Source organism: Pseudomonas sp. 300 (assembly GCF_055803035.1).
Map to the genome: position 1 here is coordinate 422,245 of NZ_JAVLRV010000001.1, position 18,043 is coordinate 440,287.

At 60.2% G+C, this 18,043-nt stretch carries 19 protein-coding genes; 16 read left to right on the forward strand and 3 right to left on the reverse strand.

The features are described 5' to 3' along the window. Nucleotides 1–202: 202 nt before the first annotated feature. The 14 genes from hemE to gspM all read left to right on the forward strand — a co-directional run bounded on the left by hemE (nt 203) and on the right by gspM (nt 12,998). Nucleotides 203–1,270 carry a uroporphyrinogen decarboxylase gene (hemE, locus tag Q7W83_RS01960; protein WP_150632715.1) on the forward strand — a complete coding sequence of 356 codons (1,068 nt, stop codon included), beginning with the start codon at nt 203–205 and terminating at the stop codon, nt 1,268–1,270. A gap of 289 nt (nt 1,271–1,559) precedes the next feature. After that, nucleotides 1,560–3,026 carry an N-acetylglucosamine-binding protein GbpA gene (gene gbpA / locus Q7W83_RS01965; protein WP_473655608.1) on the forward strand — a complete coding sequence of 489 codons (1,467 nt, stop codon included), beginning with the start codon at nt 1,560–1,562 and terminating at the stop codon, nt 3,024–3,026. A gap of 77 nt (nt 3,027–3,103) precedes the next feature. Further along, the gene (locus tag Q7W83_RS01970; RefSeq protein ID WP_150632713.1) at nt 3,104–3,646 is read left to right on the forward strand and encodes a cytochrome b; all 543 of its coding nucleotides are present in this window, start codon (nt 3,104–3,106) and stop codon (nt 3,644–3,646) included. Further along, complete coding sequence (locus tag Q7W83_RS01975; RefSeq protein WP_473655609.1) at nt 3,643–4,152, forward strand: hypothetical protein; 510 nt, start codon at nt 3,643–3,645, stop codon at nt 4,150–4,152. The genes Q7W83_RS01970 and Q7W83_RS01975 overlap by 4 nt, the downstream gene beginning before the upstream one ends. Before the next feature lie 7 nt (nt 4,153–4,159). Beyond that, a complete protein-coding gene (gspD, locus tag Q7W83_RS01980; protein WP_473655610.1) occupies nt 4,160–6,088 on the forward strand; it encodes a type II secretion system secretin GspD in 1,929 nt (642 codons plus the stop codon). Continuing rightward, nucleotides 6,085–7,566 (forward strand): type II secretion system ATPase GspE, encoded by a 1,482-nt coding sequence (gspE, locus tag Q7W83_RS01985; RefSeq protein WP_150639703.1) that lies wholly within the window; start codon nt 6,085–6,087, stop codon nt 7,564–7,566. The genes gspD and gspE overlap by 4 nt, the downstream gene beginning before the upstream one ends. A gap of 3 nt (nt 7,567–7,569) precedes the next feature. Continuing rightward, on the forward strand, nt 7,570–8,778 hold the full coding sequence (gene gspF / locus Q7W83_RS01990) for a type II secretion system inner membrane protein GspF (RefSeq protein ID WP_150639702.1): 1,209 nt from the start codon (nt 7,570–7,572) through the stop codon (nt 8,776–8,778). A 3-nt stretch (nt 8,779–8,781) separates the two neighbouring features. Continuing rightward, nucleotides 8,782–9,237: a type II secretion system major pseudopilin GspG gene (gene gspG, locus Q7W83_RS01995; protein ID WP_150632708.1), complete on the forward strand. Its 456-nt coding sequence runs from the start codon at nt 8,782–8,784 to the stop codon at nt 9,235–9,237. A 3-nt stretch (nt 9,238–9,240) separates the two neighbouring features. Beyond that, nucleotides 9,241–9,708, forward strand: coding sequence for a type II secretion system minor pseudopilin GspH (gene gspH / locus Q7W83_RS02000; RefSeq protein ID WP_150632707.1), 468 nt, complete (start codon nt 9,241–9,243; stop codon nt 9,706–9,708). Beyond that, a complete protein-coding gene (gene gspI / locus Q7W83_RS02005) occupies nt 9,701–10,084 on the forward strand; it encodes a type II secretion system minor pseudopilin GspI (protein WP_150654272.1) in 384 nt (127 codons plus the stop codon). The genes gspH and gspI overlap by 8 nt, the downstream gene beginning before the upstream one ends. After that, the gene (locus Q7W83_RS02010; protein ID WP_473655611.1) at nt 10,077–10,619 is read left to right on the forward strand and encodes a type II secretion system protein GspJ; all 543 of its coding nucleotides are present in this window, start codon (nt 10,077–10,079) and stop codon (nt 10,617–10,619) included. Before gspI ends, Q7W83_RS02010 begins: the two co-directional genes overlap by 8 nt. Beyond that, the gene (locus Q7W83_RS02015) at nt 10,616–11,467 is read left to right on the forward strand and encodes a type II secretion system protein GspK (RefSeq protein WP_473655612.1); all 852 of its coding nucleotides are present in this window, start codon (nt 10,616–10,618) and stop codon (nt 11,465–11,467) included. The genes Q7W83_RS02010 and Q7W83_RS02015 overlap by 4 nt, the downstream gene beginning before the upstream one ends. Further along, nucleotides 11,464–12,570, forward strand: coding sequence for a type II secretion system protein GspL (gene gspL, locus Q7W83_RS02020; RefSeq protein WP_150632703.1), 1,107 nt, complete (start codon nt 11,464–11,466; stop codon nt 12,568–12,570). Before Q7W83_RS02015 ends, gspL begins: the two co-directional genes overlap by 4 nt. Further along, nucleotides 12,567–12,998 carry a type II secretion system protein GspM gene (gene gspM / locus Q7W83_RS02025; RefSeq protein WP_150632702.1) on the forward strand — a complete coding sequence of 144 codons (432 nt, stop codon included), beginning with the start codon at nt 12,567–12,569 and terminating at the stop codon, nt 12,996–12,998. Before gspL ends, gspM begins: the two co-directional genes overlap by 4 nt. Here the strand turns inward: gspM and Q7W83_RS02030 are convergent. After that, entirely contained in the window at nt 12,991–14,223 is a 1,233-nt protein-coding gene (locus Q7W83_RS02030) for an MFS transporter (RefSeq protein WP_412071041.1), read from the reverse strand. The two genes, gspM and Q7W83_RS02030, sit on opposite strands and share 8 nt — an antisense overlap. Nucleotides 14,224–14,390: 167 nt before the next feature. Here Q7W83_RS02030 and Q7W83_RS02035 point away from each other — a divergent pair, with 167 nt between their 5' ends. Both Q7W83_RS02035 and Q7W83_RS02040 read left to right on the forward strand, forming a co-directional pair. Further along, nucleotides 14,391–15,293 carry a LysR family transcriptional regulator gene (locus tag Q7W83_RS02035; RefSeq protein WP_150632700.1) on the forward strand — a complete coding sequence of 301 codons (903 nt, stop codon included), beginning with the start codon at nt 14,391–14,393 and terminating at the stop codon, nt 15,291–15,293. 507 nt (nt 15,294–15,800) lie between these two features. Next, complete coding sequence (locus tag Q7W83_RS02040) at nt 15,801–16,067, forward strand: DUF6124 family protein (protein WP_150632699.1); 267 nt, start codon at nt 15,801–15,803, stop codon at nt 16,065–16,067. A gap of 57 nt (nt 16,068–16,124) precedes the next feature. On the opposite strand, the gene Q7W83_RS02045 is transcribed toward Q7W83_RS02040, so the two are convergent. Then, complete coding sequence (locus Q7W83_RS02045; RefSeq protein WP_150632698.1) at nt 16,125–16,838, reverse strand: hypothetical protein; 714 nt, start codon at nt 16,836–16,838, stop codon at nt 16,125–16,127. After that, a complete protein-coding gene (locus Q7W83_RS02050; RefSeq protein ID WP_150632697.1) occupies nt 16,835–17,983 on the reverse strand; it encodes a DUF2515 family protein in 1,149 nt (382 codons plus the stop codon). Before Q7W83_RS02050 ends, Q7W83_RS02045 begins: the two co-directional genes overlap by 4 nt. Nucleotides 17,984–18,043: the final 60 nt, after the last annotated feature.

The following is an 18,043-nucleotide window of genomic DNA, read 5'->3' on the forward strand; positions in this document are numbered from 1 at the left end:
AGCGATAGCATCACCTCGGTCCTGTTGACTACCGAGGTGGCCGCATCGCTGGCAGGCCAGCTCCCACATTGGTTTCCAGGTGTTGCTGAAATCTGCGTGTTTATTGCGACAAATTGACCCGATAGACAAAAGGCTGACCTGCAACCGTGCCTTTTGCGTCGCGCTCTGAGAAAATGCCCGCACTTTTTTTCCGGATGCCGACATGACTGCCCTGAAGAACGACCGTTTCCTTCGCGCCCTGCTCAAGCAACCCGTAGACGTCACCCCTGTGTGGATGATGCGTCAGGCCGGTCGCTACCTGCCGGAATACCGCGCCAGCCGTGCCAAGGCCGGTGATTTCATGAGCCTGTGCATGAACCCGGAGTTCGCTTGCGAAGTCACGATGCAACCGCTCGACCGCTACCCGCAACTGGACGCGGCCATCCTCTTCTCCGACATCCTGACCATCCCGGACGCCATGGGCCAAGGCCTGTACTTCGAAACCGGTGAAGGTCCGCGCTTCAAGAAAGTCGTCAGCACCCTGGCCGACATCGAAGCCCTGCCGATCCCTGATCCGCACAAAGACCTCGGCTATGTGATGGACGCGGTCAGCACCATCCGCCGCGAACTGAATGGTCGTGTGCCGTTGATCGGTTTCTCCGGCAGCCCGTGGACCCTGGCCACCTACATGGTCGAAGGCGGCTCGTCGAAAGACTACCGCAAGACCAAAACCATGCTCTACGACAACCCGCAAGCCCTGCACTTGTTGCTGGACAAGCTGGCTCAGTCGGTCACCAGCTACCTCAACGGCCAGATCATGGCCGGTGCCCAAGCGGTGCAGATCTTCGATAGCTGGGGCGGCAACCTCTCGGCGGCGGCGTACCAGGAATTCTCCCTGGCCTACATGCGCAAGATCGTCAGCGGCCTGATCCGCGAACACGAAGGCCGCAAGGTGCCGGTCATCCTGTTCACCAAGGGCGGGGGACTCTGGCTGGAAAGCATCGCCGACGCCGGCGCTGACGCGTTGGGCCTGGACTGGACCTGCGACATCGGCAATGCCCGCGACCGCGTCGGCAGCAAAGTCGCCTTGCAAGGCAACATGGACCCGACCGTGCTCTACGCCAAACCGGAAGCCATCCGCACCGAAGTCGGACGGATCCTCGCCAGTTATGGCAAGGGCAGTGGCCACGTGTTCAACCTCGGCCATGGCATCACCCCGGAAGTCGATCCGGAACATGCGGGTGCATTCCTGCGCGCGGTGCATGAGCTGTCGGCGCAGTATCACGAGTAATACTTGCCGGTTCCATCAAGCCTGTTCGGCCGACGCCGGGCAGGCTTTTTTTTGTCTGAAAAAACGCAGGCCTGGCAAATACGTTGCTCCTTGTAAGAATGTTTTCTTTCTTTGTCAGATAAGTGAAGAGAGAGATCAATCCTCACGTCAGCGGTGACTTGTCCTACATAGAATTCTCTTTCATCTCGGTAAGGTTTCAGACCTTCGTTCGGTGTAGTTCCGAACGAGATTACGAACAGCGGCGCCCTTACGGCGCCTTAATTTTCGATAAGTAGTCTGGAACACAATCATGAAAAGAACCTTCTTCAAGGGAAGTGCGCTCACCGCATGCTCCTCTTCAATGATCCTGTTATCGGCAATGTTGGCATCTCAAACCGTATCAGCCCATGGCTATATGGAAGTGCCGCCTTCGCGCGCGCTGCTGTGCCAGAAAGGTGTGAATACCAACTGTGGCGCCGCGCAATACGAACCTCAAAGTGTTGGCGAAACGTTCAAAGGCTTTCCGGCCGGTGTTGGCGGTGCTCCTTTGCAAGGGCCGATCGACGGCAAGATTCCGAGCGGCGGTCATCCATCGTTCTCCGCCATGGATGCCCAGTCTGCTTCCCGTTGGCAATTGACCGAAATCAAAGACCGCAATATCGATTTCCAGTGGCGCTACACCCAGTCCCACCCCGCGACCAAGCATGAATACTTCATCACTCGCAACGGCTGGAACGTTAACGAGTCCCTCAAGCGCGCTTCGTTCGAAAGCACGCCGTTCTGCGTCGTCGACGGTGGGCATCAACTGCCGGTGTCCGGCGCCAAGCACAATTGCAACATTCCTGAAGACAAATCCGGCCAGCACGTCATCCTCGGGATCTGGACTGTCGGCGATACCGACGCGGCCTTCTACAACGCCGTCGATGTGAATATCCTCGGCGAACCGTCGTTGCCAGGTGGCTGGACTTCGGTAGGCGGCATCGCGCCATCGGCCCAATTGCTGGTCGGCGACAAGGTCAAGGCCCGTGCATTCTCTGCCAACGGTGTCAGCCCGGATTACGACGTCGAAATCTCCATCGACACGGCCGAGGAAGGCTCGCCGAATAACTGGGCGTTCAAACTGGCAGAAAAAATCAACAGCACTCACTCGCTGATCCGCGCCGGTATTCGTCATGAGAACGGCAACATCGAACCGGTCCGGGGTAACAACACCCTCTACGCCCAGAAAGAAAGCGGCGTAACTCGTTACGAAGTCCAACTGGACATGAAGGAAGACACTGCAGCGCGCATGTCGGTGGCCTCCCAGCAAGCCGAATACGTTCTGGAAAAAGGCCTGGCCAGCGTCCAGTTCAGCATGATCTCCAATCGCCCGATGAACGTCGAAGCGACCTTGTTCGACGAGAACAACAAGCCGGTCGGTTCCGTTGCGAAGCAGGTGGAGAGCGGTTCGACCTCGCTGACCATGGATGTTCGCAGTAATCCTGGCCAACACACCCTGACGCTGGTCGGCACCACGCTGGATGGCCGCACCACTCGCCAGGACACCCAACCCACCCAGATGACCGGTGAAGGCGCGGGCGTCGAGCATGACTTCGTATTCCCCGAAGGCATCAGCGATTACACCGCCGGTACCAAAGTGCTGCAACCCAAGACCAATGAAGTCTTCGAATGCAAGCCATTCCCCGAGTCCGGTTACTGCAAGCAATACAGCCCGACGGCCAACGGCTTTGAGCCCGGTGTAGGGGCGCACTGGCACATGGCGTGGGACAAAATCTAAGTCTCTCGTAACACTTCAGGCAATCCGGAACCGGGTTGCCTGAAGGCTCATCTTCCTGTTGAAAGTCGAGTTGAAAAATGACGGTTTTGGGTTACTCCACCCAACGCGTATGGCTGCACTGGTTGTCGGCGGCGGTGATCATCTGGACGCTGGCGTCGGGATTCTATGTGGCCTATGTGGACGTGCCAGCCCGTGTCGGTGAACGGGTTGCCTTTATCAATGTGTCGCTGACCACGCTGTTCATCCCGTTTTTTGTCTGGCGGCTGTTTATTTTTTTTGTTCACGCCCGGCAGACGAGCGTGAACACGTTGTCGTCCATGGAAAAACTGGCGCTGTTTGCCCACACGCTGATCTACCTGATGGTGGCTGTCGTGCTGGTGACCGGTGTGTTGATGATGGACCGCCCGATCGATGTATTCGGGTGGTTCGATATTGCGCAGCCGTTGAGTGATCCAGCGCTTATCACGCGGTTCTCCACGGTACACATTGGGGCGTGCCTGGTGCTTGCACTGCTGATCGCGATGCATGTCGGTGCGGTGATTTTCCATGAGCTGTGCGGTCACCGCGTACTGCGACGTATGTCCTTGTGCCGCCGTGTTCGCAGTGACAGCGCCAAGTGAGCGGACGACTCTGCACCCTCTGCCTGCTGCTGGTGACAGTCGGGTACGGATCGTTTCTGGTGTGGCAAGAGTGGGGGTTTCGCCAAAGCCGTGTCGTCCCGGTGCCCGTCGTTTCAACGATGGCGACCTCACCGTCCCGTGCACCCCTGGATACCACTGCGGTGGCGACGGTGCTCGGCCTGACCGCTGGAACCCCATTGCTTCCCAGTGCCGAACCGCTGACCCTGCAGGCCAGTTTTGTCCTTGCCACAGGGTTGTCCAGAGCGCTGCTGGCAGACGCTCGAGGCTCGCGGATTTATCAGGTGGGCGAACCGTTGCCGGGCGGCAGCGTCCTGCGCCGCGTCGAGGCGAATCGGGCAGTGTTGTGGAACAAGGGGCGAGAAGAAGTGCTGACGCTGCAGACGTCTGCCACGCACCTCTTGCGTCGATTCGACCCGCAAGCCGAGGTGTCGGCCCCCGCGACTTCTGCGCCTTTTCTAAGCCCGCTCTCCGGGCCGTCAGAGTGATCAACCCATGAACCGTCCCATCAGTGCGCAGGCGTTGCGCACGCTGCTTATTCTCGCCGCGTTGGCGCTGTCACTCTTTCCGGGCGCGACGCAGGCCGAGGAAGAAAAATGGCAACTGGCGATGAACAATGCCGAGCTGCGCGACATCGTCGAGGAAATCTCGACCATTCTCGGGACCACGGTGGTGCTTGATCCCAGAGTCTCCGGGCGCATCACCGTCATGTCCCGTCAGGCCCTCGACCGCGAAGGTGTTCGCCGATTGTTTTATTCGGTGCTGGATGCCCACAACTTCACGGTGATCGACGAGGGGGAGCGGATCCTGATTACGCCGGTCACTGAGGCGAAAACCCGCGCTGGCCAAGGTATTGCAAACAATGCCACGGCTTCGCAATTCATCACCCGGGTCGTCGAGCTGAATACCAGCAGCGCTTCCGACATCGCCGGCCTGGTTCGGCCGCTGGTGTCGGCCGCCGGTTATGTCGGCCCGTCGGTGTCGGCCAATGCGCTGGTGGTTACCGATACCACGGCCAATGTGAACCGTATCTCGCAGGTGGTCCGGCAACTGGATTCCGGGCAGAACAACCAGCATGCCGTGGTGCAAATGCAGCACGCACAGGCTGCTGATGTGGCGACTGTCATGGAGTCCTCGCTGGGCAAACGCAGCGCTGATACGGCGATCCAGGTACTGGCCGACAGCAGAACCAATCGGCTGATCCTCATTGGTCCACCGTCGGTTCGCCAGCGCCTGATCGACCTCGCACGCCGTCTCGATACCCCCGCTACCGCCACACTCGACAATGCGCGGGTGATTCGCCTGCGTTACAGCGATGCCAGGCAATTGGCCGAAGTCCTCGAATCGATGGGGCAGGGCCGAAAGCCGGCAACGGTCGTCGGTGGCACCCGGGATAACTCATCCGGCAACACCTTCATGATCAAGGCCGACGAGAGCCAGAATGCGCTGGTGTTGATCGCCGAGCCGGCGCAAATCCGCACCATCGAGAACATCGTGCGTCAGTTGGACCAGCCCAGGGCTCAGGTGCTGATCCATGCCGCCATCGTGGAGATTTCCGGGGACATTGCCGAGGCCGTGGGTGTTCAGTGGAGCGTCAGCGGGGGCGATGCCAAAGGCTTCATCAACTTCCCCGGCACCGACATCCCGATCATCGGCGGGCTGAACTTTGACGAGAAAAAATCCGCACCGGAAGGGGCCATCCTGCAACTGGGCAATGACCGCTTCGGCGCGTTGATTTCGGCGCTGGCCAGCAACACCCGCAGCAACCTGCTGTCCACGCCGAGCCTGTTGACCCTGGACAATCAGGAGGCAGAAATCATCGTCGGCCAGAACGTCCCGTTCAAGACCGGCTCCTACGCCACCAACAGCAACGGCGCGGACAATCCGTTTACCACCGTCGAGCGCAAGGACGTGGGCATCAGCCTGAAGATCAAGCCGTACATCAACGAAGGCTCGACGCTGCGTCTGGAGGTCGCACAGGAAGTGTCGGACATCGCGCCTTCGGTATCGGGCATCGATTCTTCGGACCTGATCACCAACAAACGTGCGCTCAAGAGCACTATCCTGGCTGACGATGGCGAAATCATCGTGATCGGCGGGCTGATCAGAGACAGCGTCCGCACCCAGCAGAGCGGGGTGCCGTTGTTGCGCGATATTCCCTACCTCGGTGCGTTGTTTCGCTGGACTCGCGACACCCAGACCAAAAGCAACCTCATGGTGTTTTTGCGACCGACCATCGTGCGCAGCAAGGAAGACCTGTCTGACGTCAGCCTGCAGCGTTACAACGCGCTGCGTGAATTGAGCAAGCCCGGCGCGCGAGGGAACAACTCCTTGCTGTTGCCAGCCGAGTCGCGTCAGTTGTTCGACCCTGTGCCCGACGCCCCTGTGTTCGATTTGCGTAAGCCAGCGGCGGAATCGCCATGAGCGTATTGCGCGAAACCCACCCACCATTGCCCTTCGGTTTCGCCCGGCGTTTCGGCCTACTGCTGGAGCACGACGGGCCAGGCTCAAGCCTTGTCCTGCGCGCCAATACGCCGCTCACGGCCCTGTCGGAAGCCCGACGGGCAAGCGCTCTGGATCTGCCGATGCAGGTGCTGGACGCCGATGCGTTCGCCGCCCGCCTGGCCGCCGCCTATCGCGAAGGTCAGAGCGCCGCCGAGCAAGTTGCCCAAGGGCTGGACGAAGAACTGGACTTGCTCAGCCTGGTCGACCAAGTCCCGCAAACCGCCGACCTGCTGGAGCAGCAGGGCGACGCGCCGATCATCCGGCTGATCAACGCACTGCTCAGCGAAGCGGTGCGCGAGCACGCATCGGACGTGCACCTGGAAACCTTCGAGCAGTACCTCTCGGTGCGCATGCGCGTCGACGGGCAATTACGCGAAATGCTCAGGCCCCGCCGTGAACTCGCCACCTTGCTGGTGTCGCGGATCAAGGTCATGGCGCGCCTGGACATTGCTGAAAAACGGGTCCCGCAGGATGGTCGAATGGCCCTGCGACTGGCCGGGCACGAAGTCGATGTGCGGGTTTCCACGCTGCCTTCGGCCCACGGCGAACGAGTGGTACTGCGCCTGCTCGACAAGCAGGCCGGGCGCCTGGAATTGCCGCGACTCGGCATGCCTGCCGATACCCTCGCTGCGCTGCGCGAGTTGCTCGGAAAACCTCACGGCATTCTTCTGGTGACCGGCCCTACCGGTTCCGGCAAAACCACCAGCCTGTACGCCGCGCTGAGCAGCCTGAACGATCAGACACGCAACATTCTCACGGTCGAAGACCCCATCGAATATCACCTGCCGGGTGTCGGTCAGATGCCGGTCAATCCGAAAGTGGACATGACATTTGCCCGTGGCTTGCGGGCGATTTTGCGGCAGGACCCGGACGTGGTGATGGTCGGCGAAATCCGTGATCGCGAGACGGCGGAAATCGCCGTCCAGGCATCGCTGACCGGTCACCTGGTGCTCTCGACGTTGCACACCAACAGTGCGGTCGGTGCCGTGACGCGGCTGGTGGACATGGGCGTTGATGCCTACCTGCTGGCGTCGTCGCTGGTGGGCATTCTGGCTCAGCGTCTACTGCGCACGTTGTGCCCCCATTGCAAGGCGGCATACCGCGCCGATGAGGCCACAAGTGAGCGCCTCGGGCTCGATTCCGCAGCGTCACCGCAACTGTTCAGGGCGGTGGGGTGTGACCAGTGTCAGCACGGTTATCGCGGACGGATCGGGATCTACGAGTTAGTCAGCGTGACGCCCGCTGTCTCGGCTCTGATTCATCAAGGTGCAAGTGAACAGGCGTTGATAGAGGAGACGCGCAAGGTCTCCCGCAGCCTGTTTCAGGACGGTCGCCAGCGGGTGCTGGAGGGCGCGACCAGCCTCGACGAATTATTGCGCGTCACGCAGGAGGACTAGCGAGTGCCGACGTTCGATTACCGCGCTGACGACGCCCAAGGCCGACGCTGCAAAGGCCGACTGGAAGCCGACGGCCCGCGTCATGCCCGGCAACTGATGCGTGAACGCGGCTTGTGGCCGCGTGAGTTGAATGAGGTCAGGGCAGGTGGCGACACGGGGACGCATCCTCGTAGCGCACGTCTGAGCGCGGCGGATCTGGCGCTGTTGACCTTGCAGCTGTCCACCCTCGTTCAGGCGGGGCTGCCACTGGAGGAAGCCCTTGAAGCGGTGACGAAGCAGAGTGCGAAGCGCAAGGTTGCCGGTCTGCTGTCGGTGGTCAGAAGTCGGGTGATGGAAGGTCATGCCCTGTCGACGGCGTTGGCGCAGTTTCCCAAGGCATTCCCCGAATTATTCCGCGCTACCGTCGCGGCCGGTGAACGTTCCGGTCACTTGGGTCATGTGCTGGAACAACTGGCGGCTTACACCCAGGCCCGCCAGGCGTCGCGGCAGAAAATTCAGATGGCCCTGGTGTACCCGTTGATCCTGATGGTGGCCAGCGTCGCGATTGTTGGTTTTCTGCTCGGCTTCGTGGTGCCCGATGTGGTGAAGATCTTCGTCGACAGCGGCCAGCCGTTGCCCTGGCTGACGCAGGCACTGATCGGCCTGAGCAATGGGCTGCGCAATAACTTTTTGCTGTTGATGGGCGTGCTGGCGACGTTGCTGGGCCTCTGGCGCTGGAGTTTGCGTCAATCGGTCTGGCGCCTGCGCTGGCACCGTCTTGCGTTGAAATTACCGGTCATGGGCGAGGTGTTGCGGGCGATGGAAGCTGCGCGGTTCGCCAGCACACTGGCGATCCTCGGCAAAAGTGCGGTGCCATTGGTGGACGCGCTGGAGATCGCAGCGGCTGTCATCGGCAACCTGACCATCCGCGCTCGCATGGCCGATGTCGCGCGCTCGGTCCGTGAGGGTGGAACGCTGACCCACGGTCTGGAATTGAGCGGCGACATTCCGCCGATGATGCTGCACATGATCGCCAGCGGCGAACGCGCCGGTGAGCTCGATCACATGCTGGTACGGGCCGCCGAGCAACAGGAAAGCAGCCTGGCGGCGCGTATCGCATTGGTCGTGAGCCTTTTCGAACCGGCCATGCTGGTGCTGATGGGCGGCGTGGTGCTGCTGATCGTCATGGCCATCCTCCTACCGATTCTCAGCCTCAACCAATTGGTGAATTGACCCATGAATGCTGCACAAAAAAACAGCCCTCGCGCTCAACGCGGTTTTACCCTGATCGAAATCATGGTGGTGGTGGTCATCATCGGTGTGCTGGGGGCCATCGTGGTGCCGCAGTTCATGAGTCGTCCCGATCAGGCCAAAGTCACCGCCAGCAAAATTGATCTCCAGGCCATCGCCACCGCCCTCGAAATGTATCGCCTCGACAACTTCAACTACCCCTCGACGCAGCAGGGGCTGGAAGCCTTGAGTAAACAACCTTCTGGCCTGCCGGCGGCGAAGAACTGGAACCCTCAGGGTTATCTGAAAAGCTTGCCGGTCGATCCGTGGAACACGCCCTATCAGTACGTCAATCCCGGAGTGCAATCGGTGGACGGCAGCTATGACTTGTATTCCCTCGGTTCCGATGGCGTGAAGGGCGGCGAAGGGCATGCAGCCGATATCGGTAACTGGGGCGACTGAAACATGCGCCAGCGTTGTCGGGGATTCACCTTGCTCGAACTTATGATCGTGATCGTTTTGATCGGCGTGCTGTTGGGCATGGTGAGTTTTGCCGCCGGGCCGAATCCGGCGCGGCAGGCCCGGCAGGAGGCGCACGGGATCGTGGGCGTTATTCAACAGTTGCGTGAACGTGCAGTGCTCGATGGTCAGGAGTTCGGCCTGCGGCTGAGTGTGGAGGGTTACCGGGTGATGAGGCTCGATGTTCAGGGTTGGAAACCGATGGCGGCTCTTTATCGATGGCCCGAAAACGTACGGCTACGACTTGAACAGGAGGGTCATTGGGTCACCCTTGGCGCCGACGAAGGCGCTCCGCAGTTGTTGATGTTCAGCAACGATGAAACCAGTGTTTTTACCCTGATGTTTGGCAGTGACAAAAAGACTTGGCTCAGCCTGTCCAGCGATGGCCTTGGCCAGGTGGTGATCGATGGCTAGCCGGCCGTTTGTTTCGCGCATGGGGGGCTTCACCTTGCTGGAAATCATGGTGGCCCTGGCGGTCTTTTCGACGCTGGCGGCCGCCGTGCTGTCGGCGAGCCAATATGTGGTCAGGCAAACCGGCGCGGTCGAAGAGCGACTGTTCGCCGCGTGGCTGGCAGACAACCATCTGAATGAACTACGCCTGCAAACCGGATTGACCCTCGGCCAGCTACAACGGGTCGTGCCGATGGATCGCCGCAACTGGCTGCTGCGCCAACACGTCAGCGCTTCGCCTGACCCGCGGCTGCTCAAGGTCGATGTTCACGTCAGCCTTTCCGGGCGCGAGCAAACCGTCCACCGCGCCAGTGGCTGGATACTTCATCGTGATGAATAAGCAGCTCGGTTTCACCTTGCTGGAACTGGTCATCGCCATGGCAATTTTCGCGTTGCTGGGCCTTGCCAGTTGGGGGCTGTTCGATGGCGTGGTGCGGGTGCAACGAGGGACGACGGAGCATGAGCGTGAGTTCAGAAGCCTGCAACGGGCGGTGGCGGTGATCGAGCGGGATGTGTTGCACGTCACCGATCAACCGGTGGTGCTCCAGCAATCGGTGTTGCAGTTGCAACGCAGCCATTGGCGCAACCCTTTGGATCAACCGCGCAGCGAGCTTCAGGCGCTGACCTATCGACTCGATAACGGCACGCTGTGGCGTGAAAGTCAGGGGGAGGGCACGCCGTTCGTGCAACGGCAAAAACTGCTGGGCGATGTTCGAGACTTGAGCTGGCGGTTGTTCGACGCACGTCCTGGTTGGCGCAGCGACTGGCCATCCGGGCGGGACGTGAAACCGCCGTTGGCGGTGGAAGTGCAATTCTCTACGGGCCGTTTCGAGGCGATTCGTCGAGTATTGCTGTTGCCCGGCGCGTTTCCATGAAGGCTGATCAACGCGGCATTGCGTTGATCAGCGTGTTGCTGGTCATGAGTCTGGCGCTGTTGATCACCAGCGGCTTACTGCGCAGCCATCGCCTGTCGCTGCACAGTAGCGGCCAGACCCTGCAGCACATTCAAATGCGCCAACTCGCAGTCGCCGGGGAACACTGGGCACTTTTGCGCTTGCAGGAAGCGGCGCAGCTCTCGCCGAAAACCGTCGACCTGACCCAGGACTGGGCGCGGATGACACCTGACTTCGACCTTGAAGACGCGCAGATCCGCGTTGATATCGAGGACCTCGCCGGGCGGTTCAATCTCAACTCATTGTTGAGCCAGGGGCAGATCGATCAGGTCACCCTTAAGCGTTGGGCGCGCTTGCTCGACGTGCTGGATCTTGCACCGCTGCAACTTGATCAGGTGGGGGCTTTACGAGAGCTGAGCCAACTGCGCCTGCTGCCGGGGGTTGACGCTCAGGTGCTGCGTCAACTTGAACCTTGGGTGGCAATGTTGCCCGGCCATGCAACGTTGAACGTCAACACCGCACCGTCGCTGGTGCTGAGGACGCTCGATGGCGTGGACGCGACCACGGCTGCGGCATTGGCCCGTCAGGCCTCCACGGCTGGATGGGCCAGCGTCCAGGCCTTTACGCAAGACCCGCTGCTCTCCGGTGTGGGCCTGAGCAGTCATGGCCTTGGCACCGCCAGCCGCTGGTTCCGTATCACCGTGCAGGTCACTCAGGGACAGCGCCGTTTGCGGCTGGCCACGGAGGTCGAACGTGACGCCGCCACGCACCAATTCAACGTCCTGCAACGACGTCTTCTTCCTTCGAGTGCCCACGAGATGCCGCGATGAATACCTGGCTTTACCTGACCGCCGAAGGCCTGGACGAACCGTCGACAGACTGGCCTTGCTACGTCTGGTCCCCGACTCGGCAGCGTCAGCCCATGCCCATGAATCAAGCGGCGCAGGTGCTGAACGGGCAGGCGGTCGACCTGCTGTTGCCCATGGAATTGTGCAGTTGGGTGCGCAGTGATCCATGGCCTTCCAAGCGCCAACCCAACGCGCAAGCCATCGCGTTTGCCGTGGAGGATCAGTTGAGCGAAGCGCTGGACAAGCTGCACCTGAGCATCGGCGCTTGCGATAAGGATGGGCGTTATCCGGTCATGGTGATCGACCGCCAGCGGTTTACCGCCATGCTCACGTTACTGGCAGAAGAAGGAATCGAGGTGCGCTCGGTGTTCGTCGATGCCGATGTTTTACCCTTGGATCAGGCACTCGGTGTGTGGTGGTTCGGTCGATGGTTGCTCGGCGGAGGGCTACCGGCCCGCCTGGCATTGACGGACGACGGATTGACGTTGCTGAGACCGGCCTTGCCTTCGGGTATTCAATGGATCGACGGGCGTCAGGGCGCGACCGATGTCGATCAATACCTGACCCACCGCCCCGCGCAGGCCATCAATCTGCTGCAAGGCGAATTCGCCCTGCGCAACAAACGACTGCCCTGGCGCCGCGGCGGTTTGACGATCCTGGCGCTGCTGTTGCTGACCTGGGGCGCGAGTGCCGCGCGAATCCATTTTATCGAGCGTGAAACACGTATGCTCTACAGCCAGAACGAGCAGCGGTTCAAGACGCTTTACCCTGAGCAGAGCCGCATCGTCGACCTGGCAGCGCAGCTCGACGCACTTCAAAAGCACACCGCCGAGCCTCAGCGCACGCGCGTCGCCGATCTGGTGAAGCTCGTCGAGCAGGTGATCGGCGCAAGCAATGTCGAGGTCCGGCGCATCGAGTTTCGCGCCGGCGATGGCTGGAGAATCCAGCTGAGCGCCAACAGCTTTGCCGAGCTGGAGCAGCTGCGCGAACGCGGGCGAGAACAAGGCGTGCCGCTCAGAATCGACAGTGCGAGTAAAGAGCGCAACCGCGTGCAGGCGACCCTGACAGTGGAGGATCGAGCATGAAAGCTGCCTGGCAACGGCTGTCCATTCGAGAGCAACGACTGTTGCTGGCCATGGGCGCATTTTTATTGGCTGTCATCGTGTTCAGCCTGATCTGGCAACCGACGCGTCAGCGCCTGCAAACCATGGAGCGCCAGTACCAACAGCAACTGGCCGTGTCAGCGCAGCTGCAACGAGCACAGCCGCGACCCTCCACGCCCGTCGTCACCCATCAGCCGTTGTCGCTGCGCGTCAGCGAAAGCGCCACAGCGGCGGGGCTTGAAATCCAGCAGATGGAAACCGACAGCGACGTATTGCGCCTGACCCTCAGCGGCGACGCGAAGACGTTGCTGCAATGGCTGGACCGCGCCGAACGTGACGACGTCGCCTTGCAATCGCTGACGTTGGAAAAGCGCGATGCGGTGCTTGAGGCGCGGGTGGTGCTCAAGTAATCGAGCCATTCCCCGGCAGCAGCGGCAAGCGGGCCAGTTTCAACGCAATCAGCAAGGCGACCACCAGCAGCGCACCAATGAACAAGCCAATCCCGTTCCATCCGCCGAGGTGCCAGAACACACCGCCCGCCGTACCGGCAATGCTCGATCCGGCGTAGTAACTGAACAAGTACAACGAAGATGCCTGACCCTTGGCCTTGGTGGCGCGACGACCGATCCAGCTACTCGCCACCGAGTGCGCGCCGAAGAAGCCGAAGGTGAAAATCAGCATGCCGATGATCACGACGGGCAGCGCGGTGAGCATGGTCAGGGCGAGGCCGGCGAGCATCAACACGATGGTCGACCAGAGCACTTTGCGCCGACCGAGCTTGTCGGCCAGAGAACCGATTTTCGCCGAGCTGTAGATGCCCGACAGGTACACCACCGAGAGCAGCCCGACGAACGCCTGGTCCATGTGGTACGGCTCGGCCAGCAGGCGATAACCGATGTAGTTGAACAGCGTGACGAACGCGCCCATCAGCACAAAGGCTTCGAGAAACAACAACGGCAGGCCGGCGTCGCGAAAGTGCATGGTGAAGCCGTCGAGCAGGCTGCGCGGGTGCAGCGAGCGGGCGCGGAAGTTGCGCGATTCGGGGAGGATTTTCCAGAACACCGCTGCCGCGATCAGCGCCAGGCCGCCGATCACCAACATCGCCGTGTGCCAGCTGACGAAGTCGATCAACACCCCGGTAATCAGGCGCCCGCACATCCCGCCAATCGCGTTGCCGCCGATGTACAGGCCCATCGCCAGGCCAATGTGTTGTGGGTGGATCTCTTCGCTCAGGTACGTCATCGCGACCGCCGCCAGGCCGCTCAACGACAACCCGATCAACGCACGCATCACCAGTACGCCGTGCCAGCTCGGCATCATCGAACTGGCGATGGTGCACAGCGCCGCGGCAAACAGCGCCGCCACCATCACCGGTTTGCGCCCTACACGGTCGGAGATCGGCCCCGTGATCAGCAGACCGATGGCAAGCATGCCCGTGGCCACCGACAGAATCAGGCTGCTCTGCGCCGCGTTGATCGAATACTCGTGTGACAGCAGCGGCATCATCGGTTGCACGCAGTACAGCAGCGCGAAGGTGGCGAAGCCGCCGGAGAACAGCGCCAACACCGTGCGCATGAACATCGGCGTGCCTTTTTCGATGTAGATTTCCTTCAGCTCGGCGACGGCATCGTCCAGCGCGGCGGGCGGAACTTCATGGGCGAGTGCGGCGACAGCAGTTTTCACTTCAGACCTCGGGGCAGCGCAGCCGGTCAGGCAATGAAAAAAGCATATAGCTGCCTAATGATTCAATCCAATATATTATTCGACCTGTTTAAGAGGTTTTGCGACCTAATGGGGTTTTCATGGAATTGCGTCACCTGCGCTACTTCATCGCCGTCGCCGAAGAACTGCACTTCGGCCGCGCCGCCCAAGTGCTGGGCATCTCGCAACCGCCGCTGAGCCAACAGATTCAAGCGCTGGAACAGGAAGTCGGCGCACGATTGTTCGAGCGAACCAATCGTCGGGTGGAACTGAGTGAAGCCGGGCGATTGTTTCTGGAAGAGGCGCGGTTGGTGCTGGCGCAGGTCGACAAAGCCGCGGATGTGGCGCGGCGGGCGCAGCTCGGTGAGTTGGGTGAACTCAAAATCGGTTTCACCTCGTCGGCACCGTTCAACTCGACCATCCCCCAGGCGATCTTTTCGTTTCGCCAGCGTTTTCCGGCGGTGCACCTGAACCTGCGGGAAATGAGCAGCACCCAAGTGGCCGAGGCACTGGTGGATGAGTCGATCGAAGTCGGGATCATGCGGCCGTTGGGTTTGCCGGACTCGCTCAGCGTGGTGGAGCTGATGCGTGAGCCGCTGGTGGCGGTGCTCAGTTCCAAGCATCCGTTGGTGCAGGACAGCGAAGAGGGATTGTTCCTGTCGGCATTGGCGCTCGAACCATTCGTATTTTTCCCACGCAGTTATGGCAGTGGTCTGTATGCGCAGTTGCTCAGCCTGGCGCGGGACGCCGGTTTCAGCCCGCACTTTGCGCAAGAGGCGGGGGAGGCGATGACCATCATTGGCCTGGTGGCGGCGGGGCTCGGCGTGTCGGTGCTGCCGGCGTCTTATCAGCGGATGCGGATTGATGGCGTGGTCTATCGGCCGCTGCTCGACCCGGAAGCGGTGTCGGCGGTGTGGCTGGTGCAGCGCAAGGATCAGAAGTCGCCGATGGCCAAGGCGTTTGTGGAGTTGTTGACGCGCAAGGTCGAACCACAGAAAGCGTGACTGCTTCGCAGTCAATCGCGGGCAAGCCCGCTCCCACAGTTTCTGCGGTGTTAGCACAATCTCCAGCAGACTACCGACCTCTGTGGGAGCGGGCTTGCCCGCGAAAGCGTCCGCAAGTTCACCAAAAAGGTGTGCAGCTACCGATGCCATAGCGGGCGCCTCGGTGAAGGGTGTAGGACATTTCTGAACTGTCTCGGAAAGACCACAGCGCCTTGCGGCAATGCCTACAACTACTCCAGAATCCGCCGGCTTGTGCGCTTTGGGGGGCATCGGTAACTTGGTTCGCATCACTGATTTCCAGTGATCGGGTTTAGTAGCCCGTGTTCACACGATGCGCATTTGCATGCCGAACAGTCAGGTAATTTCATGCCTGCACTTTGATGGTAGCTGTGCGTAGGGCGCTCTCGGGCGCGCCGGTTCGTGTTTCCCGGTCTACTAACCTGCGTACGGCTGCCACCCTTTTGATTAGTAGCGACTCGGTGGCTCCACTTTGTAGGTAGCCGAAACATGACGAATACAACAGCAACTCCTCCGGACGTCGATCCGGACGCCCCACGCCAACCAAGCAAAATATTCCTCATCGCCCCCGACATCGACAACCAGACCCTGCTCGAATACGCCTGTGAATCCCTGGCATCAGCCAACGTCATGGCGAGTGATTTCGCGAGGTATCTGGAAGGATCGCAAAGCAACACACTGCTGGGCATTCAACAGTCGATCATGCTCGGGGAGCTGGCGGTGAACCGGGTACTGGATAACCTTGATCCGCCCTAGCTCAGCACTCGATTGATCGTTCCGAAAGGTGATTGTGAGGAGGCCATCGCCGAAAACTCAAGGTTGCTCACTGAGTGCTTCACACTCGGGGATCGGCGATGGCTTGGGACTGCCAAGGCACAGCGAGTACACCTGCTCCCAGTCGGCTTCAATTTCATCGAAGGGTACCCACGGCTTAGCCACCGAAAGAGTAATGAGATAGCGTTCTTCGGCCGGATTTCTGGAATCTTTGAAACGGCCTAGTAGCAGCATTGCCTGATACTTTTCGCCTGCCTGCCAAAAAGATCGTCCATGCCGGATCCCTTTCCGAAGCCAGGCCCGCCATTCGGGTGTATCGGCAATGGTGGGGTTGTTCCGCAGGCCCCTCGCCACCCAGCCTTTTTCGCGCCATTGGTCCTGTAAGTCGAGAACGACCTTGAGGGCATCATCAATCAGCAACGGTTCTATTTGTGGTGACATGCGGATGTCGTCAATGACGTTGTCGTCGAATCCAACCGTGAAAAAGCGAGCCAGAGGCGTGACGAACCCGAACTGCGGGTCGATGAATCGCATTCGTGCATCCACCATAGGAACTCCGAGCCACAGGTGCCCACGGATTAACGGGCTAAAAGAGGCGGAAGAGCGATTACGCATCTCTTCATACGTTCCGCCTATCTCCACGGCGACTTCCGGTTCATCCCACAAAGGCTGTCTCAGTTGGTGTATGGCGGCCAGCGCCAAAACAGCCAGAAGCAACCAGCCTGCTCCTCGGCGCCAGCTGCGTAAGTTCATGCCTCGCCACCGGAGGCGATTTCTCGAATCGACTGCTCCAATGCCCCTCGGTTGCTGTCGTTTAGCATCTCATCGAACCTCGCCGCCGCCCGGAGTACGAAAGGCATGCGCTGCTTGATGTTCGACAAGTCCGCCAGCGGGTTGGAACTAAAGCCGATGGTGCGTTCGTCCTTAACGCTTTGGCATTGGCTCGTGAGGGTCAACTCGATAGCCTGAGCCACGCCAGAGGGAAAACCGGTCACGTAGGCAGCATGATTGGTACGCAGCAAGGCCACCAATTGCTGGTCCTCGTAAATGGCTGGCTGGAGGATATTGCGCTGCTCATGCCATGCTAGAAACTCCACGCTTTGGGCAGTATCCCCTTCATCAATCAATTCGAAAGCACGAATGATTTCCTGATGAAATTGTCCGAAAGCAAGCGTTTCCTGCCCTGCCGGCCAAAGCACTGGAAACTTTGGATGACCATAAATCCTCCCTCGCACTTCCAGGCACTTCTTCAACTCCTTCAAGCCTCGCTTCGCATAGAACTCGTGCAGCGGGAAAATATCCAGAAACAGCGTGGTGTTCCCCAGTGCCATCATGTCGTGGACATGCCGGAACTGTTGCTGCACCAACGACAAGTCATTTCCCTTGAAGCGGAGATCTACGGACGGAACCGGGTTACGCGCATCGGCTTCTTTGTAGTCACGCAGCGCTTCGGCCTGTTCGGCCATCCTGTCAGGTGTAAACAACCCGAATTCACTACGGCTATCTCGCACGCGCTGTCGGGATTGATGTTCCGCGCCAATACGTCCAATGCTGTCCGCCGCATGCAGCAGTCCGCAGCCAACCTGCTTGGAAGCAAATGCAGCAAGCCCGGCCCACTGAAACCGCGAATCATGCAACCACAGCCGGGCATAGGCTGCGTTGATCACTCGGTTGCGTTCCACCGGATCAGCAATCAGCACGCCGCCAGGGGCAACGATGTCTTCGGCTTGGCGTTGGTAGATGCGCCAAAGGCATTCGCACGTGAGGATGGGGACCTTGGTCACCATGGTCTTGACGCCGTAAAGCAGTTGTTCTTTGCATTCACAGTCAGCAACGGGCGTGCTGTTGTGGTTCAGGCGCTGATTATCGCTGGGGTGTTCTTTGAAGCATTGGGTCATGGCTGGAGGGTCGCTTGTCAGGAAATGCCTGAACCCTAACAGCCATAAATCCTGCCCAGA